Origin of the sequence: Bradyrhizobium sp. 153 (assembly GCF_023073835.1) — a bacterium.
Lineage (GTDB): Bacteria > Pseudomonadota > Alphaproteobacteria > Rhizobiales > Xanthobacteraceae > Bradyrhizobium.
The window spans coordinates 247,658-265,782 of record NZ_JADPKH010000120.1 but is presented as its reverse complement, the minus strand read 5'-3'; the positions used below and the strand labels follow the sequence as shown (position 1 = coordinate 265,782).

Here is an 18,125-nt window from a genome sequence, read left to right as displayed (position 1 = left end):
GCCGGAGCAGCGTCACCACTCCCAAGTTTCGCATGCACCCATGGACCACGTTTTTTAACGGGGATTCTGCCTCCAATAAGCTGACGGCCGCTACCCTCCCAGCCAAGAAGATACCACAAGGCTGTTTCTACCCCGCGCAGGCGCGCCACAACGCTGGACAGTTTTTTAGGATATCCCGCTCGGCCTTCAACCTGGCGACCTCACGGCGCAACCGCTCGATCTCCTGCTGCTCCGGCTTCATCTGCCCGTGGCCGGGAAAGGCCTGCACCGGATCGGAGCCGAACTCTTTCACCCATTTGCGCAGAACGTTCTCATGAACATCCAGGTCGCGCCCGGCCTGCGCCACCGACACCCCACGCTCCCTAACCAGCTTGACCGCCTCGATCTTGAACTCGCGACTGAACTTCCGTCTCTTCATCGCCCACCTCCGGCTTCATGAAACACCAAATCCTGGTGTCCATCAAACCGGCAGCAGCTCACACGGAGGTCGCTACGCTCGATCTAAATCGACAAGATATGGACCAAGTCTTCGGTCTGAGCTTGGATAGCTCCGTTTCCATAGATGACAATCTCGGCTTCGTCAGCTCTGCGAACTGTCAACTTGGCCGTCGAGGAGCAAAGTGGGAGGCCGTTCGATGTAATCGTGGTCAAGTCATCACGAACCCAGTCCTCTTTGCACAACTCGAGCGCTTCCCGGAAGTTCTCGAGAAAACAGTCATTGACACTCACTTTCATCAGCGCAGCCGCGGTTCGCAATCCGTTCTCGGTCACCGACTTGTTCTCACTCGTTGCCCGGCGCTGGCCTGTTTTAACCCCTAGTGGCCTGATTTGAATTTCGCAGTGGCCTGTTTTGTTCTATGCGACTTTTGACGTGTATCTTCCAGCGGAACATCCGGGGCGGCATGTACATTAATGGATTGGGAAAGGATGGACCAATTCGGGAGGTTGGCCATGGGCATCGAGCGTATGCGACCGCCGAAGTACTGGCGAATGCGAGCGGAGGAGTTTCGTACCAAGGCTGATAACTGCGAGTTTCCAGAGACGAGGGAGAGCCTCCGTAAGGTCGCCAAGACTTACGAAGTCCTCGCTAGCCGCGCCGAGAAAATCCGACCCGTGCAGGACGTAGCAGAGTAGGGCCGCCTCAGTTGGCGGCCTCTTTCTTATCTAAATCAGGTTCCTCAAACGGAAGCTGCAACGTGTCACCCCGACGCGGCAATACCTGATCCACCATGTGCAGGAATCGCTGCCAACCGAAACCGTTCGCAATGGCGAGCCGCTGAAACATCATCAAACTGTGCAGGTGCTGCGCCAGCATGGGGTCGCCAACATCCTCCGTAAGCCATTGATGCATTTTATTCGGGCGATGTCCTTTTTCATTGTTCGGAGTCTTGACGCGCAATTCCCTCAGTAGCCCCGGGGCTAGGCGCTCGAAAAGATTGTTTGTGTAATGTCCAACAACGCTATAGCGGTTTTTAGACATGCCGGGCCACTTCCAGCCCTTTAGTTTGTAAATGTTCTCGTAGAAATCATCCGGGAACTTCTTCACCCATGCGGCAAGCTCTTTTCGGACAATGATTGCCAAGTATTCTTGCAGAGCATTTTGCGGGCGAACTTTCTCGTAGCCAGTTGCCTCATCGATCAGCGCAACGACCGCAGTATGCGCGAGGGCGCGGGTAAGAATTTCCGCCTTTTGAGCTTTAGCGAGTTGCTGCTTTTGCAGGGCTCCCGCCTCTCTCGCACGCAGCCAGGTGTCGCAGACTGCGACCAGGCACCCCCGCCCGCAGCGGCCAAGCGTCGGCTGACGCCTAGGTCGACCAGGCTCGATGGGCACTCAGGCAGTCGGCTTCAGAAGCTGCGAGATCGCCGTAACCAGTTGCGACGGCGCGAACGGCTTTCCGATGAGGATGCTGTTCGGCACGCCTTAGGACTTCCACTGCTCGGCGTGTCCGCCGATCATGTAGATCACCGGAAAATCGGGATCGATCTCGCGGATCCTTCGGGCGAGGAGCCGGCCGTCCAGCCCCGGCGCCGATGCCGACGTCCGTCAGCACTGCACGATATCTGGAGCGGTCGTCGCGAAACCGAGAAAGCGCCTCTTGCCCCGAGTGCGTGACGTCCGCCTTCGAACGCGCCATCCGATAGAGCTCCCTGCACAGGTTGCTGGATCGTGGATTCGTCCTCGACACCAGAATGGAATGGCATCGGTCACGCACGGCTCCGAAAATAACCCGAAATGGACTATTCGCCGGCGGCCTCGGGCGCGTCGTCACTGGTAGCGTCTCGAGGTCGTTCGGCCTGCTCCTTCAGGTCGGCCGCCTTCCCGACCACTCCGGCCGTGACCCCCAGATCAGCGACCGCGTTCGAAAACCTGAGCAGGGTCGTCGAGCCGCGCCTGGAGCCTTTCATCGGCATCACCTATCGCCCGCACAGCGAGCTGCAAAGCCATCACGCGGAAGCGTCATTACCCTAGCAATTCGATGTGTTTCGTGGCTGGACGGAACGCACGCGGTCAGGCCGCTGGGACCGGAGCATCGCCGCGCCGGGGTTCCGGACACCTATCCATTCGGGCTGTGAAGCGGCCGCCCACAGGAGTTCAGGAACGGTGATGCAATGCCATCCGTGCGAAGCAAAAGTGCAGTTCATGTTGCGGCGAGCGACGCGCGAACGATCCTCGCCGGGAACAAGCGGCAATCATGCCGGTTGTGATCCGCGGGCGTCAGCTTACTCCCTGACGCCTTTTTGCATAAGGTGCCGCCGCAGCTGTGGACGGGAAGATTTTTCGATCTCTGGTACAAAAATGCCGTCATCTACAGCCTGAACGTCGCCACCTACAAGGACGGCAACGGCGACGGCATCGGCGACTTCGCAGGGCTGATCGAGCAATTGGATCATATCGCCCAGCTGGGGGTAACTTGCCTGTGGCTGCTTCCGTTCTATCCCAGCCCGGGGCTGGATCACGGCTACGACGTCACTGATTACTACAATGTGGCGCCGGCCCTCGGCACGCTTGGTGACTTCGTCGAGTTCAGCCATCAGGCGAGACTCCGCGGATTGCGGCTGATCGTCGACTTGCCGATCAACCATACGTCGGAGCAGCACCCGTGGTTTCAGCAGGCGCGAGCCGGCCCTGCGTCGCCCTATCGCAAATACTATGTATGGGCGAACACGGAGCCGGAGAACAGCGCAGACGGGATTGTGTTCCCTGGCTTTCAATCCAGTGTCTGGACCTACGACCTGCGCGCCCGAGCCTGGTACTATCATCGCTTCTATCAATATCAGCCCGACCTCGACATCACCTGCCCCGCCGTTCGCGAGGAAATCTTCAAGATTCTCGGCTTCTGGCTGGAGCTCGGTGTATCCGGTTTCCGGATCGATGCGGCCCCGTTCGTCGTCGAAGAGGTCCGTCCGAACCGATCGCCGAAACGTCACTACGAGTTCTTTGGCGAAATGCGCGACTTCCTGTCGTGGCGCAAGGGCGACTCGGTGCTGCTGGCGGAAGCCAACGTGCGCGCCTCCGAACTCCCGAGATATTTCGGCGACGGCTCGCGCATCCACATGCTGTTCGCCTTCCTGGTCAATCAGCACCTGTTTCTGTCGCTTGCGGAAGACCGAGCCGAGCCGCTGCGGCGATGTCTGACCACACTTCCGAAGCTGCCGCAGTCCGCCCAGTGGGCCCAGTTTCTGCGCAACCATGATGAGTTGGACCTGAGCCGCCTGCCACCCGAGCAGCGCGATCAAGTGTATGCGGCGTTTGCGCCAGAACCGAAAATGCAACTGTACGGACGCGGCATTCGCCGCCGCCTCGCGGGCATGCTGGGCAATGATCGCCGGCGGATCGAGCTGGCATTCAGCCTCCTGTTCAGTCTTCCGGGCACGCCGGTCATTACGGCGATGAATTGGGAATGGGGGACGATCTCCGCCTGCCCGAACGGTGGCCGGTTCGAACGTGCATGCAATGGACCGACGATCCCAACGGCGGATTCTCGACGGCACCGAACGACCGTTTGCTGCACTCGGCGATCACCGATGGCGAGTTCGGTTCGAAGCAAGTCAACGCCGCCGCGCAGCAGCGCGATCCGAATTCACTGTTCAACTGGCTGCGTCGGCTCACCGAGATGCGGAAAACTTGCCCGGAGATAGGTTGGGGCGATTGCAACTTGCCGCAAGCCGCCTCCTCGTCAGTCCTGGTGCAGCATTATATGCTGGAAGGAAAATCCGTGCTTGTCCTGCACAACCTTGGGCCGGGCGAATGCACGACGGTACTTCACGAGCTTTCGGGCGGCCACAAGCTGATCGATCTTTTCGGAAATCGAGTCTACCCCGCGAAAGGCACCCCTGCCGGCGAGATCGAACTCGACGGCTATGGCTATCGTTGGTTTCGGATCGACTCTGGCTGATGCGATCGCGTCCTTAATCCATCGTCGGGCTACCGGGCATAAAGATGCGGATCTGAGCCCGGCAGTCGCGGTGAGCCGAGCGCTTCGCCGCGCGTGACTCTGCGCTCACCCTCTTGGGGCCGCGACAACCTTAGCCCTCGCCTCGCATCGCGTCCGCAAGTCCTCCAGTTCGTCGGCGGAGAGATGCTCAATACCGACGAAGGAATTCTGGGCGGTACCGGTCCGGATGAGTTCGTCCAGCTTCACCTGTATGGCTGCGCTGTCCCGGTTCTGCGAGTTTTGGATCAGGAACACCATCAGAAACGTTACGATAGTCGTGCTGGTGTTGATGACGAGCTGCCAGGTGTCGGAGAACCGGAAGAGAGGTCCGGTAACCGCCCAGATGACGATGGCCGCGCAAGCCAGGACAAACGTGGATGCGCGTCCAGCCGCCTGCGAGGCTGTATTGGCAATCGAGGCGAAGAACCGCGGATGTCGCTCGGGTCCGTGCTGGCTTTGCCGCATGCTGTACACCTTTCTGTTTTCCTAGACGCCCCTCGATTCGGGCAGGCGTACCGATAAACGTGCAGTCCCGCCGCGGTTGCAGCCTAAACGCGTCGTTTGGTATCGGAAGGATTCTGCTAGGCGCATGGCCCCGGCGGCGTAGAGTTGACGTACTGAGCGGCATCAGTGCGTGTCCTGGAATGACAAACCCTGCAGCGGCCGATTGCCGCCGGGCCGGTTACGTTGGGAGCCGGATCGGTCAACGACCGAGCCGCCCCTGGACCTTCTTGGGGCTGCTGCCGAACTTCTTCACCGCCTTCTTCACTGCCGCCTTCGAGCGCCCAATTTTCGCGGCTTCGTAGCGGACTTCGTAGTCCTGTCCGCCCGCCACGCGGGCGCGATCCTGGTTGCGGCCCGGCTCGTCTGCTTCTTCGCTTTTTGGCATCAGTAGAGTCCTCTTGCTTCGCCAGCGCAGGAAGAAATGCCGCGGTTCCGATGTCAGGAGTGTCGATCACGGCCAGCAGTTGGCGTCTGCACTCGCCTGGAGCAGTTTGCGGTAGTGACCTTCGTACGCGCGGGCCATCCGCTCCGCCGTGAAGCGCTCCTCGAAGCGGGCCCGAACCGTGCGGCGGTCAATTCTGTCCAGGTGATTCAGGGCCCGGACCGCCTCCTCCTCGCTCTCCACGATAAAGCCGGTGACCCCGTGCTCGACCACCTCGGGCACCGAACCCGCCCGGTAGGCGATCACGGGCGTGCCGCAGGCCATCGCCTCGATCATCACGAGACCGAACGGCTCCGGCCATTTGATCGGAAACAGCAAGGCCGCCGCTTCGGCCAGAAACGGCTGTTTCCCCCGCTCGTCGACCTCGCCGACGAGATCGACGTTTCCGCCGTCGATCTCCGGCTCGAGATGCTTCTTGAAATAGCCCCTTTCTCCTCTCGGAACCTTCGCCGCGATCCGCAGCGGCATTCCGACCGCACGCGCGATGCGAATGGCATCGTCGGGCCCCTTGTCGGGCGTGAGGCGTCCAAGAAAGGCCAGGTAGGAGCCGGGTTCATACGAGGCGCGAAACAGATCGGCCGGCAAGCCGTGATGCACGGTGCCGCACCAATTCGCGGTGGCGAGCGGAGCCCGCTGGCTGTCGGAGATCGAGACGAAGCATGCGGCCCGAAACTGCCGAACCACCTCGTCTATACAGGGGATGTCGAGCCGCCCGTGTAGGGTGGTCAGAAACGGCGTTCCGGATCGCGCCAGCACGGGCAAGTGAGCCCAGTCGAGATGAGCATGGATGATGTCGAATTCTCGGGCGCGACCGGCGACCGCCTCTAGCAACATCGCGCAGACCGCGTTCGGGTCGGGATGTGGGCGGCCTAGGCGCAGGGCGCGGGGCCAGACCGCATGCAGCTGTCCGCGCGTCCTCGAGTCGCCGCTGGCGAACAGCGTCACGTCATGGCCGAGTTCGACAAGTTCGTCCACCAGCCAGGCGACGACGCGTTCGGTCCCGCCGTAGAGCTTGGGAGGGACACTCTCGGCAAGCGGCGCGAGTTGGGCGATCCGCATCGACCGGGCCGCCATCAGCCTTCGGAGGTGCGTGAGGTGCCGCACACCAGCAGGATGCCCAAGAGAACCGCGAACAAGAACCATCCCGCCGAGATTTCGGCATTCCCGTGCGAATGCTGACGTGGCGCGAACACGGCTGTCATGACTGTCTCGCAGAACAATCGCGACCAACGGCGGCCGTCAAGGTTCGTTCCCTTCGCGTCGGCACTTGCCCCGGCTCTGGAGGGAACGAATTCTCAGGCCGGTGTTGAATCGGCATGTGTGCTGTGGCGTTGCGTCAGTCTCGTTCGGGAGTATCGCGTGTCCATGGCGCCGTCAAAGCTGCTATTCCTGGTTTCGTCGAGCCGTGTGATCCCACGTTGCGCGAGAGGCCGCCGCGCGGCGAAGACTGGGTCTACGAAATCAAGGCCGACGGCTACCGCGCGCAGCTGCACCTGCGAGATGGGGACGCCAAGGTCTATTCACGCACAGGCCTGGACTGGACCGAACAATTCTCCTCGATCGCCGCGAGCGCCGACCTGATCAAGGCAAACAGTGCGATCATCGACGGCGAGGCCGTGGTGTACGGCAGTGGCGGCCTGCCGGACTTCCAGCAGCTCAGGCGGGAGCTCGGCACCAAGCGCAGCGAGCGTGTGCGCTACCACGCGTTCGATCTCCTGTACCTCGGCGGCTATGACTTGCGTGCCGTCGCGTATGAGGATCGCAAGCGCCTGCTGCAGGGCCTTCTGAAGGACGCGCCAAAAACCTTCATCTATGTCGAGGCGCTTGCGGCCGACGGCAACGTGATCTTCGACAAGGGGTGCAAGCTGGGGCTGGAAGGCTTGGTCGCCAAGCGGCTGGGCGAGCCGTACCGCTCGGGCAGGCAGGAGAGCTGGATCAAGCTCAAGTGCAAGAAGAGCGAGACCTTTCCGATCGTCGCCTTCGTGGAGAAGCTTGGGGCGCGCCCGCGCAAAGTCGCGTCTCTCTACATCGGCCGGCAAGATCACGGCAAGCTGCTCTACGCCGGCAAGGTGCGTACCGGTTACACCGAGACGACGGCGCGCGAATTGCGCGAGCGCCTGGATCCGTTGATCCGCAAGACTTCTCCGCTCGATCTGGCGGTCAAAAAGCCGAAGGCGACTTGGGTCGAGCCGACCGTTGAGATCGAGGTCCAATATGGCGCGCTGACAGATGATGGCCTGCTCCGCGAAGCCGTGTTCAAGGGCTTTCGCGATGATCTTGCGGTGCGCAAGGTCAAGGCGCCGCGGCTGGTACCGTCCGTCGCCGGCCGACCAAAACTGGGCGTCCCCCGAGAGAACATCCTGCAGCTTCTGCCCGAAGCAGTTGCTCCGTCGAAAGAAGAACTCGCAGACTATTGGACCAGGGTCTGGAAGAAGGCGCTGCCGCACCTCGGGCATCGTCCGCTGAAGCTCGTGCGTCACGTGCACGGCACGACCTTCTATCACAAGGGGCCGCTGCCGAAGGACATTCCGGCGGCCGTGCATCAGCTTCGTATTCAGAAACGCGAGGGCGGCCAGGGAACGCGCCTGTGGATCGACAGCCTGGATGGTTTCCTTGGGCTCGTCGAGATCGGCGCCGTCGAGTTGCACCCGTGGAATGCGACCGTCGAGGACTTCGAACATGCCGACCGCCTCGTGATCGATCTCGATCCCGGCGAGGGCGTCGACTGGGATGCCGTGGTGGAGACCGCGCTCGATCTGCGCGCGCTGATGAAACGAGAGGGTTTCGAGACCTGGCCAAAGCTCACCGGCGGCAAAGGAATTCATCTGATGGCGCCACTGGATCAGCCGGTGCTGCACGACAAGGCGCATCGGGTCGCGCATCAGCTGGTCTCCGCGCTCGCAGCGCGCCATCCAGATCGCTACCTCCTGTCTGCCCAGGCAAAGCGTCGCGATCGCATCTTCCTGGACTATCTGCGCAATGGCCGCGGCACCACCGCCATCGGCACCTATTCCCCGAGAGCCCGAGAGGGATTTCCGATCGCAGCGCCCGTGACCTGGAAGCGCATCGAGAGCGGGATCGCGCCGGACGCCTTCACCATCGACAGTCCATTCCGCGCCAACTCGAGGAGGTGACCGATATGTCGGACGCATTCGATCAATGGGTGGAATGGCGCTGCAAGCCTCTGGGCGACAGGCGCAGCATTCCTGCCGATCTCTACGGCGCGGTGATGTCACTGCCTGAAACCGATCGATCGGACCGGCAGAGGGTGAACGAGGCGGTTCGCCGCCATGACACGGCTCGCCGCGAGGGCAGGACCATATGGCTCTACCTTGATGACTACGAGAACGGCGAGTCGCGCACGATGGGCGATCCCGAATGGGTGAAGGTATTTGCATCGGGGCGTGCGGCCGACGCCTGGCTCCAGGACAACGATCCCCAAGGCGTTGCCTGGGAATATGAAGTGGAAGGCGGTCCAGTCGAGGGATCGGTGTGGCTCTGCTTGCCCGATCCGGCGTCCAGAGCGATCGGTGAGCCCGATTGGATCAAGCTCTTTGCCTCGAAAGAGCGCGCGCAAAAATGGCTTGAGGAGAACGAGCCAAAGCGCGACATTTGGCAGTACCCGGTCCAGGAGTGACGCGCATGAGTACGTTCGTTGACAGCTCGGTGTGGTTCGCTGCGGCCGCCAAGCGGGACGCCCAGAATGAGCGCGCCAAGTCGATCCTTCAGAGCATCGACCAATACCTCACGACGGACTTGGTGCTGGTCGAGACGTGCCAGCTTTTAAAAGCCCAATTTGGCCGCGGCGCGGCGGAAGTCTTCTGGGAGCGGCTGCGCGGCACCGGGGTTCGGATTGAACCCATCGTCCGCGCCGATCTGGACGCGGCTTCGGAGATAGGGGCGCGCTTCCCGAACGAGAGCTTTTCCTTCATCGACCGAACGAGTTTTGCCCTGATGGAGCGCATGGGGATCACGCGAGCAGCGACCTTCAACCCGGGCTTCCCAGCGTACCGACCCCACCGCGGTCGCAAGCGCCCCTTCCAGATCCTTAGCGACGGCCACAGCGAAGTCTTCGTGGCGCTCAGAGAAGCGCTGCTTGAACGCCGGCCCGTTCAGGTAAGCCGTGACGGCAAGTGCCAGACGGTCTGCCCTTACATTCTGGGCCACGCCACCGGCGAGGAGCGCGCATTCGTCCTCCTGGTGGATGGAAGTTCGCGCACGAAGCGTCCGGTCCAGGCCAAGTGGATCTGCCTTCGGCTGTCGAAGATCGAGGACGTTCGCTTTGCCGATGAGCCCTGGATCGAGCAAGACTACCCCGGTCCGGTGCAGCGATGTGTCGATCAGGTGCACTTGGAGGCGACGCGACTAGGACAGCCTCTGGCATAGCGTGGGCTAAGGTCTGTACTCACAAACGTCGGCTCCACATGCCAAAGCGGAAGTCACCCCGCTTGAGCGTGATCGGCGGCTCGTGACCCAAACCGGGCCACTACAGCAATCCGCCCTTGAAGCGAGTGGACGTGGAGCGCATGGGGAAGTGGATTGACCACCCATTTCTGCTCCGCAGCTTGCACAGCTTTGCGCGTGCGTATCAAATACCCCCTTTGAACAGGCGCCCTCGAGCGCCATTTCAGCGGGAGAATAGGACTCGTCTAGTGACTGCATTGATCTTCGCTCTCACCGTCTCCGCATCCGCACAGTCAAACCGCCAAGAGCTGAAGCGCGCCGATCTGACAGGCACCGATATGGAGATTATCGTCAGCGTGGTCGACGTGCCGCCGGGAAACGAGCTGCCTAGACATACTCACCATGGAGAAGAGGCCGTGTACGTTCTCGACGGCGCCACATTATCGCTTCCTGACGGCAAAGAAGTGTCGTTCCCCGCCGGCAGGGTCTCCATCAACAAACGGGATGTCCCTCACGCCGGGTTCAAGATCGCAGGGGACAAAACCCTCAAAATGCTGACTGTCCACATCGTCGACAAAGGCAAGCCGCTTGTCGAGCCGGCGCATTGACTGGCTCAATTCATGATGAGCAGGACGCCGCGCGGATGCGGTGTCCCGCTGTCCTGAAGGAATGAGTGATTTTGCCGCTTGCGCTGAGGCACATTACCGGTCCAGCTTCTAGTCCATCACCTCGGTCTGGCGCTTGGCGGTCGACCGGCAGCAGGCTTTGCAAAGCGGCTAATGCTGCCGGTGAGCAAAGATACGCTTCTTCGGGTAGTTCGGCGCCGTAGCCATCCCCCAGCTGGCCCGCTAAGGGTTATCGGCATTGATGACTGGGCTTGGCGGCGCAATCACCGATACGCGAGCATCATCTGCAACCTGGAAAGGCGCCGGGTGGTCACCCTGCTGCCGGATCGTGAACCAGCGACCGCTCAAGCCTGGGCTCATCCCACGTCGCAATCGTCGCCCGCGATCGTGGCGGGGGATATGGCGAAGCAGCAGCAAAGGCCCTGCCGCACGGTGCAGGTCGCCGATCGTTGGCATCTGATGGAGAACGCCAGTCGGGCTTTCCTCGATTCCGTGCGCAAGTCGATGCGCCAGATACGCATCGTCATCGGTGCGACCACGATCGGTCCCAAGCTGCTCACGGCCGCTGAGCGCCTCCAGTATGAGGGCTATCTGCGCCGCGAGGAGACCAACGCGGCTACCCTGACTCTGTCGAATAATGGCTACCTATCAAGCAGAGCGTGCGTCAAACCGGCCATAGCAGGAAGCTGGTGCGACAGGTGGTCCGCGGCGAACGTCACGACGACTTCCGAACCCGGAAAAGTTCGTTGGATATGCACTTGCCGTGGTTCGACGATCAATGGGCGTCCGGCTGCCGCAAATGGAGCTGAACTTTGGCGCCGCTTAGCAGCGCGTGGCTTCCGAGGCTCGCTCCGCGTCATCAGCGAATGGGCAACTCGCAGACGACAGGCTGAAAAGGCCGACGCGCGAAATCTTCAGAGGATTCCGTCTGCCAGGACGATCGCGCGGCTAATGACAATCGGCCGGGACTTGCTAACGAAAGCGGAGACCGTCACGGTAGCGGCAATCGAAGCCGGGGTACCAACCCTGGTCGAGGCACGCGAGATCATTGCCGAATTCCACCTGATGATCCGACGCAAGACCGAGGCGGGCCTCATCCCATGGATCGAGCGGGCCCACGCAAGTCTCGTCGCTTCGTTTGCTAATGGCGTCGCCAAGGATGAGCCGGCAGCGGTGACGCCGCTGCGGCGAACCGGTCGAAGACCGCCGCACTGATCCGAGTATCAAATATGCACCTCGTTCTCGGGTGACTCCCAGTTCGCCAGGAACGTCCCAGGAAAATGCGAGGTGCAGGCCATCACGTGAGTGATCGCATCCACGTCGTACTCGTCGCCGGAGCGGAAAGCCTCGAAGTAGGCGTTGACGCGATTCACGCGCTCTGGGTGGCGAAAGGGGCGGTGAGTGTCCCGACCGTCGCTGCCACCGCGAACACGCGACTAAAGCGCGAGGCGATTCGGATTGAATCGTCATCGCGCTTGAGATTGTTGCTTATGCGCGATCTTTCGGTAAACTGCTTCGCGCTTTTGCGGAGCATGCTGTAGCAGCGCGACTGCCCGATGATCCCAACGCAGCCGGCCGACGACAGCTTGCACCCAAGCTTTCTTCCCATCACGCACACCAGCCTACCGGCCTCACGGTGCAGCTCAGGCTGCAGCGAAGCTCTGGTTGTGCTGCTGACTCGGCTGAGCAATTTGTGCCTTCGCAGTCCCAGCGGACCGGCGCGCCAAATCGCCGTCTCGACTCTGTGGCGGTGGTTCCGCCTCGGCCGTCTCGTCTTTCGAGGGAGGGTTGTGGCCTGTTTCCGGGCTCAGTGGCCTAATTTGATTTGGGGGGTGGCCCAATTTGGCGCTTTCCTATAGCCAGGACCGGATTGTAGGCGTACAGGTATTGCATCACCGCGCGATCCCTTAATGGCAGCTATCGGTGACCGAGAGACATCACAGCGCTCCCGCCTTGGTTCGGAGCGAGAGCTATGTCCCTCCAGTCGGCGCGAGACCTGCCTTCTCCCACAGACAGTCAGATCAAGTGTGACCGCTGTGCAGTCAACCCCCCACTGCTGCAAAAACTCCTGAATCCCCGAACTGGCGGCACCGTGCGCATCTATAGATGCCAGTGTGGCCAGCAGATGTGGCGCGAGACCCAAGAGTAAGGCGCCTCAGTTGGCGGCCTCTAGCTCAATCTTCATTTCGACCGGGTCGCTATCCAGATCATAGACCTGAGAGACGTTCATTGCGAACGTTCGAAACCAGCGGACGCGTTGGGCGGCAGGCCAGTCACCGGATGTCGGTATCTTTTTCAACAGCGCGATAAGCAACGGATCGAGCCCAAGCTCGCCAAGCCCATCATCACCGCCGTTGCCGCCGCTACCATTTTTATTTTTGTTCTTTTCGTCCTGATTTTCTACGGGTCATTCGCGTCGAATTGGTCGCCTCATAGCTATATCTCAGATGTCGAGTGTCGGCCGAAATTGGCCGCCTAGGGAAGCATAGGCGGCTATCTCAGCCCCTACATCCTTCCCATTTTGATGTCCGGGGCGCCTCGCAAAACAAATCGCGACTGCGGGATGGTCATTCATGATGCATACCTTGGCGCTGATATTTATATCGCGGGCGCCCGCGCCAGGTTTAACAGTCTCTTGGCAAGAAGGGCCAACGCATGAAGATCAAGGACTTTTAACTGCGGAGCGACATTCAAGGGCAGCGCAGGTGGTGACGCTGCTTGCCGTTGGCATGGGAGCTGGAGCTTCCGAGAAGCGCATTAAAGCAACAACCGGTTCGCTTCGGGCGTCAGCACGTAACGCTCGCCTGTTTGTCATACCGCTTGCCATTCCGGCTCAGCAAAGTGGCTGCTCGCCACGGAAGCGACGGACGTTTCTGTCCGCCGCTCATCGCGTCGTGGCGCGGCTATTTCTGCACAGCGAATACCCAGACCACCCCGCCTTGCGGCACGTTGTTTTCAACCCCGACGTTCTGGGTGGCGAGCGCATCCTGGATGCGTTGCGCGTCAACGCCCCAGCCGGACTGGATCGCGATATACTGGGTGCCATCCACCTCATAGGATACCGGCATGCCCATGATGCCTGAGTTGGTCTTCAGCTCCCACAAGAGTTCGCCGCTCTTCGCATCGAAAGCGCGGAAGTTGCGATCGTTGGTCCCGCCGACAAAGACGAGATCGCCCGCGGTCGCCAGTACCGAACCGAACAGTTGCGATTTCGGGAACTTGTGAGACCAGACTTTCTTGCCGGTTGCGGGATCCCAAGCCTGCAATTCGCCAATGTGTGTGGCGCCGGGACGGAGCGTCAGACCGATGTCCTCAGGCTTGGTGCCAAGCCATAGTTCGCCAGGCTTCAGCGCAACCTTCTCGCCGGTGAAGCCGCCGCAGGTGTTCTCGTTGGCCGGCACATAGACGTACTTGGTCCTCTGGCTATAGGCCGCCGAAGGCCAGTCCTTGCCGCCCCACAGTGACGGGCAGAACTCGACCCGCTTGCCGATCACCGGCTTGTGCGCAGGGTCGACAATCGGCTTGCCGGTCTCGGGCTCGATGCCTTTCCAGACGTCGGTATGAACATAGGGCCAGCCGGCTACGTAGCTGATCTTGTCCGGCTGACGCTCCAAGATCCAGAAGATGGCGTTGCGGCCCGGATGGATCAGGCTCTTGACCGTGCGGCCATCTCTTTGCAGGTCGACCAGTATCGGCGCCTCTACTTCGTCCCAGTCCCAGGAGTCGTTCTGATGGTACTGGAAATGTGTCTTGATCCTACCGGTATCGGGATCGAGGCCGAGCACGGAGCTCGTATAGAGATTGTCACCCGGGTGTGCGTCCCCCGGCCACGGCGCAGCATTGCCAATGCCCCAGTAGATGGTCTTGGTGTCCTTGTCGTAATTGCCGGTCATCCAAGCCGATCCGCCGCCGGTCTTCCAGTCGTCGCCCGTCCAGGTTTCGCTGCCGGGTTCACCGGGCGCTGGAATGGTGAAGGTGCGCCACAGCTCCTTGCCGTTATCTGCGTTAAAGGCCACGACGTAACCACGGACGCCGAGCTCACCGCCAGAGCCGCCGACGATGACTTTACCGTCGATGACGAGAGGCATCAGGGTGAGATACTGACCTTTCTTATAGTCCTGGACTTTGGTGTCCCAGACCACCTTGCCGGTCTTCGCATCGAGGGCAACCACGTGATCATCGGTTGTGGCCAGATAGAGCTTGTCCTGCCACAGACCGACGCCGCGATTGGTCGGATGCAGCTGGAACAAATCATCCGGTAGCTGGCGCTTGTAGCGCCAATACTCTTCGCCGGTCTTGGCGTTCAGGGCGATTACCTGTCCCATCGGGGTGGTGACGAACATCACCCCGTTGTTAACGATCGGGGGCGCCTCGTGGCCCTCGATTACACCGGTGGAGAAGGTCCACACCGGCCTGAGATTCTTGACGTTGGAGGTGTTGATCTGCTCGAGCGGACTGTAGCCCTGCCCGTCGTAGGTGCGTCGGTACAGCATCCAGTTACTAGGTTCCGGATTTTCCAGCCTGGCTTGTGTCACTGGACTGTAATTTTCAATCGGCCCGCCGAATGCGGCGGCCGAGAAAAAGGTCGTGCACGCAACACAACCGGACAATAGCCATTGCCTTTTGGTCATGGACGTCATCTCCCTAAGCTCTTTCTCTTGCCGACCATAAATAATGCGACCAACTGTGGCACGGGAATCCGATGCGACTACTCGTCACCCTCCTTGTTGAGCACCTACCTTTCCAACGAATGCTGCAGCGATGGTGAGCGAGCCGTCGGCGGTTGCAAGCGGCAGCGCTGCCAAACGCCGGGGCGCGGGTCCGAACACGACTTGCGCGCTTTCCCGCGGATCGAACTCGGAATTGTGACAAAAACATTTGAGCACGTCGTTGTCGCCGGCCTCGGATTTCAGCCAGCCGGTGACAGCACATCCGGCATGAGTACAGATCGCCGAATAGGCTACAATGCCCTGCGTGGAGCGCGAGCGCGTCTCCTCGTCCATCTCCCCGGGATCAAGCCTTATGAGAAGGATTTCGTTCAGCCGCGAGCCGTTGCGGACAACCGAAGTCTTTGCGTCCTTTGGCCAGGCATGCAGCGGCGCCTCACCGAGCCTCACGTCATCGGGCACGATGATGCCGCCGGCGCGGTCACCCTCTGAGACCACAAGAAGGTCGCCTTTCCTCGGCCGATCGCTGCTGCCGGGCTGGTCTTCCTGCGCCGCAGCGAACCTCCTCACCGTTAGAAACGCTCCGAGCGTGGCGAAAAAAAGCGACCGTCGCGTTTGCTTCGGACTTCGCATTGGTCCGTCTCTAGCCCCACTGTAGAGCCTCGAAGTCAGGCACGTGTGTCTTCTCGAGCGAGACGCAAGAGCAATGGACTACAGGGCAGGCGCGCGGTCGCGCCTGCCTTGGCGAGGCTCAGCTCACCGCTGCTTTTCGCCGCTACCTGGCGCCCCCGTGGAGGTGCCACTGGTCGAGCCGGTTGTCGGCGCAGCAGTGTCAGTCTTTCCAGGGGGATGAGCAGAAGCACCTGGCTTTTCCTGCTCACCGACATAGCCGGACTCGCCGGACTGGCGGGTCTTGATGCCCTTGTCCGCCTCCTCCTGCATCTGCGGGTTCGGTGCCGTCGGCTGCTGGGCCAGCCCCGGTAAGGCGAACGTAATTCCAACAGCTACAAGCATCGCAACGATTGTGGTTCGCATAGCAGTCCTCCCCATCGCAGCGCGCACTTTGTACGACAACGAACGCACCGGCCCGCAAAAGTTTCCTCGCTCATCAGCCGTATTTGCGAAAAGGCGATACCGCACAAGGCGGGCGAGTAGACCCGGCTTTAGCAGGCTGTTGAAGAACTCATCCGCGTTCGCAAACGAAGGCTGAGTCGTCGCCATTGTGGATGTAGAAGTGGCCGACGAGCCTGCCCGCAGTGCCGATCATGACCCATCCGCGACCGCAGGCAGGGTCATTCTCGTCGTGCCCTTCCCATGAGAACTCCGCACAGGCCGAACCGTCTCGCGCGCCGTAGCGGACGTCGAGGAAGCCCTTGAGAGCCCCAAAGGCGATTTCGCCATCGGACTTGCCCTCGAAGGTGAGATGCGCCTCTTCGACAAGATCGAGGAAGTCGCTGTCCCAGACGTCCATCTCGACGATGCGCCAGCGGCCGGCAAAGGCCTTGGCGAAGCCGGGCACCTTGGCCATCAGCCGGTCTCCGCGATCAGCTTGGGCAGTCGCACCAGATTGTAGGCGGTGGCAGCGAAGGTAAAGGCCCATGCGACGCGATCACGGCCACGGAAGCTGGTCTTCTCTTGCCCGGCGACCGTCTTGATCCAGCCGAATGCCTCCTCGATCCGCTTGCGGATGCGCTGGCTGACGGCATAGCCGCCGTGCCGGGTCGTTCGCCCGTCAATCGCCGAGCTGCGGCCGCTGGTGTTCTGCGCAACATGCGGCGTGACGTTCATCGAGCGCAACTCATTGACGAAGTCTTCTGCATCGTAGGCTTTGTCGGCGCCGAGCGTGATCGCCGTCGGCCGGTCGGCATAAGGCTCGATCATGTGCAGCGCCGCCACCCGTTCGGCATGCCCGTCCGCCAGCGTGAGGCAGGCGTCGATGAGCAGGCCGTGGCGGTTCTCCATCAGCCCGTGCCCGATGAAGCACAGCTTTGTCTCCTTGCCGTTGCCCTTGCGGTAGAGCCTGGCATCGGGGATCGGTAGTCGAAGCATGGGTGGCGTTCGAGCGTTTCTGGCCATGGAAGTCCGCCTCGGCATTGCGGCCACCGCCTTGCGCCGGCGGCTCGCCAGAGCTGTCCTTCGGCCTGACGCTCTTCATCGAGGCCCAGGCCTCGATCAGCGTGCCATCGACCGAGAAGTGATCGCTCGATAGAAGCTTCTTCACCCTGGGCTGCGCCAGCACCGCTGCCAGGAACTTCGCCGCGATGTCGCCTTCCAGCAGCCGGTCGCGGTTCTTCGAGAACACCGAATGATCCCAGGCCGCGTCGTCAACGCCGATTCCGACGAACCAGCGGAACAGGAGGTCGTATTCTAGCCGCTCCATCAGAAGCCGCTCGGAGCGGATCGAATAAAACGCCTGCAACAGGATCGACCGCAGCAGCTTCTCCGGCGGGATCGACGGCCGCCCAATCGGCGAATAGAGCGCGGCAAACTCGCGCTCCAGCACCGCCAGCGCCTCGTTCACGATCGTCCGGATCGCTCGCAGCGGATGATCACGCCGCACCCGCGCCTCCAGATCAACGTAGCTAAACAGCTCACCCGTTCGATTGTCGCCGCCGCGCACACACCATCCACGAATCTCGTCGGAGCCAATGAATCACGATCGTTGGTCCACGACGAGCGCCTTTTTCAACAGCCTGTTTAGAGCGACGTTCCGGCGGCGGCATGCGCGATCGCCGCGCTTGGAGGTGTCCGACGTGCCCGGCGGCTTCTAATCGGTGGTCGGCATCAGGTAAGGACATTAGCGTAGCGAACAGCGATGCAGCGGCACCTCGACACTTCCGGGCTCAGCCGTCGCCGGCGATGTTTTGACGGGCGCGCGTCCTGTGGGTGATCAGGCCGCAACGCCACCGAACTTCTCGGTTTTGAGGGCGTCGAACCACCCACCTGCGCTCGCGCCGCCACGTTCCAATAGAAGGGGGGGTGTGCGTGCTAACGGCTCGCGGTCATCTTGCCGCGCGGTTAAAGCGCGCGCGACAATGCGTAGCAT

At 61.3% G+C, this 18,125-nt stretch carries 18 protein-coding genes and 3 pseudogenes; 8 read left to right on the top strand and 13 right to left on the bottom strand.

From position 1 onward, the window contains the following. Window positions 1-163 precede the first annotated feature (163 nt). From IVA91_RS29070 to IVA91_RS29055, 3 genes and pseudogenes are all read right to left on the bottom strand, one after another. Window positions 164-418, bottom strand: a pseudogene (locus IVA91_RS29070) (transposase); the annotation flags it as partial. Between the two features lie 723 nt (window positions 419-1,141). After that, on the bottom strand, window positions 1,142-1,831 hold the full coding sequence (locus tag IVA91_RS37225; protein WP_247418314.1) for a P63C domain-containing protein: 690 nt from the start codon (window positions 1,829-1,831) through the stop codon (window positions 1,142-1,144). 407 nt (window positions 1,832-2,238) lie between these two features. After that, the gene (locus IVA91_RS29055) at window positions 2,239-2,412 is read right to left on the bottom strand and encodes a hypothetical protein (RefSeq protein ID WP_247418318.1); all 174 of its coding nucleotides are present in this window, start codon (window positions 2,410-2,412) and stop codon (window positions 2,239-2,241) included. Here IVA91_RS29055 and IVA91_RS29050 point away from each other — a divergent pair. The 3 genes and pseudogenes from IVA91_RS29050 to IVA91_RS29040 all read left to right on the top strand — a co-directional run. Beyond that, window positions 2,375-2,574: pseudogene (locus IVA91_RS29050) on the top strand (erythromycin esterase family protein); the annotation flags it as partial. The gene IVA91_RS29055 and the pseudogene IVA91_RS29050 sit on opposite strands and share 38 nt — an antisense overlap. 174 nt (window positions 2,575-2,748) lie before the next feature. Continuing rightward, window positions 2,749-4,140, top strand: a complete 1,392-nt coding sequence (locus tag IVA91_RS29045) for an alpha-amylase family protein (RefSeq protein ID WP_247459768.1) — start codon at window positions 2,749-2,751, stop codon at window positions 4,138-4,140. Between the two features lie 17 nt (window positions 4,141-4,157). Continuing rightward, a complete protein-coding gene (locus IVA91_RS29040; RefSeq protein WP_247459720.1) occupies window positions 4,158-4,397 on the top strand; it encodes an alpha-glucosidase C-terminal domain-containing protein in 240 nt (79 codons plus the stop codon). Window positions 4,398-4,502: 105 nt separating this feature from the next. Here the strand turns inward: IVA91_RS29040 and IVA91_RS29035 are convergent, their stop codons facing one another. From IVA91_RS29035 to IVA91_RS36885, 4 genes are all read right to left on the bottom strand, one after another. Further along, on the bottom strand, window positions 4,503-4,901 hold the full coding sequence (locus IVA91_RS29035; protein ID WP_247418312.1) for a low affinity iron permease family protein: 399 nt from the start codon (window positions 4,899-4,901) through the stop codon (window positions 4,503-4,505). Window positions 4,902-5,139: 238 nt separating this feature from the next. Then, window positions 5,140-5,325: a DUF3606 domain-containing protein gene (locus IVA91_RS29030; protein WP_247280273.1), complete on the bottom strand. Its 186-nt coding sequence runs from the start codon at window positions 5,323-5,325 to the stop codon at window positions 5,140-5,142. A 66-nt stretch (window positions 5,326-5,391) separates the two neighbouring features. Beyond that, the gene (locus IVA91_RS29025) at window positions 5,392-6,441 is read right to left on the bottom strand and encodes a glycosyltransferase family 4 protein (protein ID WP_247280272.1); all 1,050 of its coding nucleotides are present in this window, start codon (window positions 6,439-6,441) and stop codon (window positions 5,392-5,394) included. A gap of 14 nt (window positions 6,442-6,455) precedes the next feature. Continuing rightward, a complete protein-coding gene (locus IVA91_RS36885) occupies window positions 6,456-6,584 on the bottom strand; it encodes a hypothetical protein (RefSeq protein ID WP_256464978.1) in 129 nt (42 codons plus the stop codon). A 114-nt stretch (window positions 6,585-6,698) separates the two neighbouring features. Here IVA91_RS36885 and ligD point away from each other — a divergent pair, with 114 nt between their 5' ends. The 5 genes from ligD to IVA91_RS29000 all read left to right on the top strand — a co-directional run bounded on the left by ligD (window position 6,699) and on the right by IVA91_RS29000 (window position 11,627). Continuing rightward, window positions 6,699-8,516 (top strand): DNA ligase D, encoded by a 1,818-nt coding sequence (ligD, locus tag IVA91_RS29020; protein ID WP_247418311.1) that lies wholly within the window; start codon window positions 6,699-6,701, stop codon window positions 8,514-8,516. A gap of 5 nt (window positions 8,517-8,521) precedes the next feature. After that, complete coding sequence (locus IVA91_RS29015) at window positions 8,522-9,019, top strand: hypothetical protein (RefSeq protein ID WP_247418310.1); 498 nt, start codon at window positions 8,522-8,524, stop codon at window positions 9,017-9,019. A gap of 5 nt (window positions 9,020-9,024) precedes the next feature. After that, entirely contained in the window at window positions 9,025-9,768 is a 744-nt protein-coding gene (locus tag IVA91_RS29010) for a PIN domain-containing protein (protein WP_247418309.1), read from the top strand. Between the two features lie 266 nt (window positions 9,769-10,034). Beyond that, entirely contained in the window at window positions 10,035-10,394 is a 360-nt protein-coding gene (locus tag IVA91_RS29005; protein WP_247418299.1) for a cupin domain-containing protein, read from the top strand. A gap of 171 nt (window positions 10,395-10,565) precedes the next feature. Then, window positions 10,566-11,627, top strand: a complete 1,062-nt coding sequence (locus tag IVA91_RS29000) for a transposase (RefSeq protein WP_247459717.1) — start codon at window positions 10,566-10,568, stop codon at window positions 11,625-11,627. Between the two features lie 8 nt (window positions 11,628-11,635). On the opposite strand, the gene IVA91_RS28995 is transcribed toward IVA91_RS29000, so the two are convergent. The 6 genes and pseudogenes from IVA91_RS28995 to IVA91_RS28970 form a co-directional block, all read right to left on the bottom strand. Further along, window positions 11,636-11,785 (bottom strand): hypothetical protein, encoded by a 150-nt coding sequence (locus IVA91_RS28995; RefSeq protein WP_247280266.1) that lies wholly within the window; start codon window positions 11,783-11,785, stop codon window positions 11,636-11,638. A gap of 1,530 nt (window positions 11,786-13,315) precedes the next feature. Then, window positions 13,316-15,043, bottom strand: coding sequence for a methanol/ethanol family PQQ-dependent dehydrogenase (locus IVA91_RS28990; RefSeq protein ID WP_247459715.1), 1,728 nt, complete (start codon window positions 15,041-15,043; stop codon window positions 13,316-13,318). An 84-nt stretch (window positions 15,044-15,127) separates the two neighbouring features. Then, a complete protein-coding gene (locus tag IVA91_RS28985) occupies window positions 15,128-15,712 on the bottom strand; it encodes a ubiquinol-cytochrome c reductase iron-sulfur subunit (RefSeq protein WP_247416190.1) in 585 nt (194 codons plus the stop codon). 123 nt (window positions 15,713-15,835) lie between these two features. Then, complete coding sequence (locus IVA91_RS28980; RefSeq protein ID WP_247416193.1) at window positions 15,836-16,114, bottom strand: hypothetical protein; 279 nt, start codon at window positions 16,112-16,114, stop codon at window positions 15,836-15,838. 148 nt (window positions 16,115-16,262) lie between these two features. Continuing rightward, on the bottom strand, window positions 16,263-16,607 hold the full coding sequence (locus IVA91_RS28975; RefSeq protein ID WP_247280263.1) for a hypothetical protein: 345 nt from the start codon (window positions 16,605-16,607) through the stop codon (window positions 16,263-16,265). Further along, window positions 16,607-17,699, bottom strand: a pseudogene (locus IVA91_RS28970) (IS5 family transposase). The gene IVA91_RS28975 and the pseudogene IVA91_RS28970 overlap by 1 nt, the downstream one beginning before the upstream one ends. Window positions 17,700-18,125: the final 426 nt, after the last annotated feature.

What these genes read in the sequence shown, in the direction of transcription:
- IVA91_RS29015 (WP_247418310.1), top strand. Translation starts at nt 8,522, where the DNA reads ATGTCGGACGCATTCGATCAATGGGTGGAATGGCGCTGCAAGCCTCTG.
- IVA91_RS28975 (WP_247280263.1), bottom strand. Translation starts at nt 16,607, where the DNA reads ATGGCCAAGGTGCCCGGCTTCGCCAAGGCCTTTGCCGGCCGCTGGCGC.
- IVA91_RS28985 (WP_247416190.1), bottom strand. Translation starts at nt 15,712, where the DNA reads ATGCGAAGTCCGAAGCAAACGCGACGGTCGCTTTTTTTCGCCACGCTC.
- IVA91_RS29000 (WP_247459717.1), top strand. Translation starts at nt 10,566, where the DNA reads ATGCTGCCGGTGAGCAAAGATACGCTTCTTCGGGTAGTTCGGCGCCGT.
- IVA91_RS29030 (WP_247280273.1), bottom strand. Translation starts at nt 5,325, where the DNA reads ATGCCAAAAAGCGAAGAAGCAGACGAGCCGGGCCGCAACCAGGATCGC.
- IVA91_RS29035 (WP_247418312.1), bottom strand. Translation starts at nt 4,901, where the DNA reads ATGCGGCAAAGCCAGCACGGACCCGAGCGACATCCGCGGTTCTTCGCC.
- IVA91_RS29055 (WP_247418318.1), bottom strand. Translation starts at nt 2,412, where the DNA reads ATGCCGATGAAAGGCTCCAGGCGCGGCTCGACGACCCTGCTCAGGTTT.
- IVA91_RS28980 (WP_247416193.1), bottom strand. Translation starts at nt 16,114, where the DNA reads ATGCGAACCACAATCGTTGCGATGCTTGTAGCTGTTGGAATTACGTTC.
- IVA91_RS28990 (WP_247459715.1), bottom strand. Translation starts at nt 15,043, where the DNA reads ATGACCAAAAGGCAATGGCTATTGTCCGGTTGTGTTGCGTGCACGACC.
- ligD (WP_247418311.1), top strand. Translation starts at nt 6,699, where the DNA reads ATGTGTGCTGTGGCGTTGCGTCAGTCTCGTTCGGGAGTATCGCGTGTC.
- IVA91_RS29010 (WP_247418309.1), top strand. Translation starts at nt 9,025, where the DNA reads ATGAGTACGTTCGTTGACAGCTCGGTGTGGTTCGCTGCGGCCGCCAAG.
- IVA91_RS29025 (WP_247280272.1), bottom strand. Translation starts at nt 6,441, where the DNA reads ATGCGGATCGCCCAACTCGCGCCGCTTGCCGAGAGTGTCCCTCCCAAG.
- IVA91_RS36885 (WP_256464978.1), bottom strand. Translation starts at nt 6,584, where the DNA reads ATGACAGCCGTGTTCGCGCCACGTCAGCATTCGCACGGGAATGCCGAA.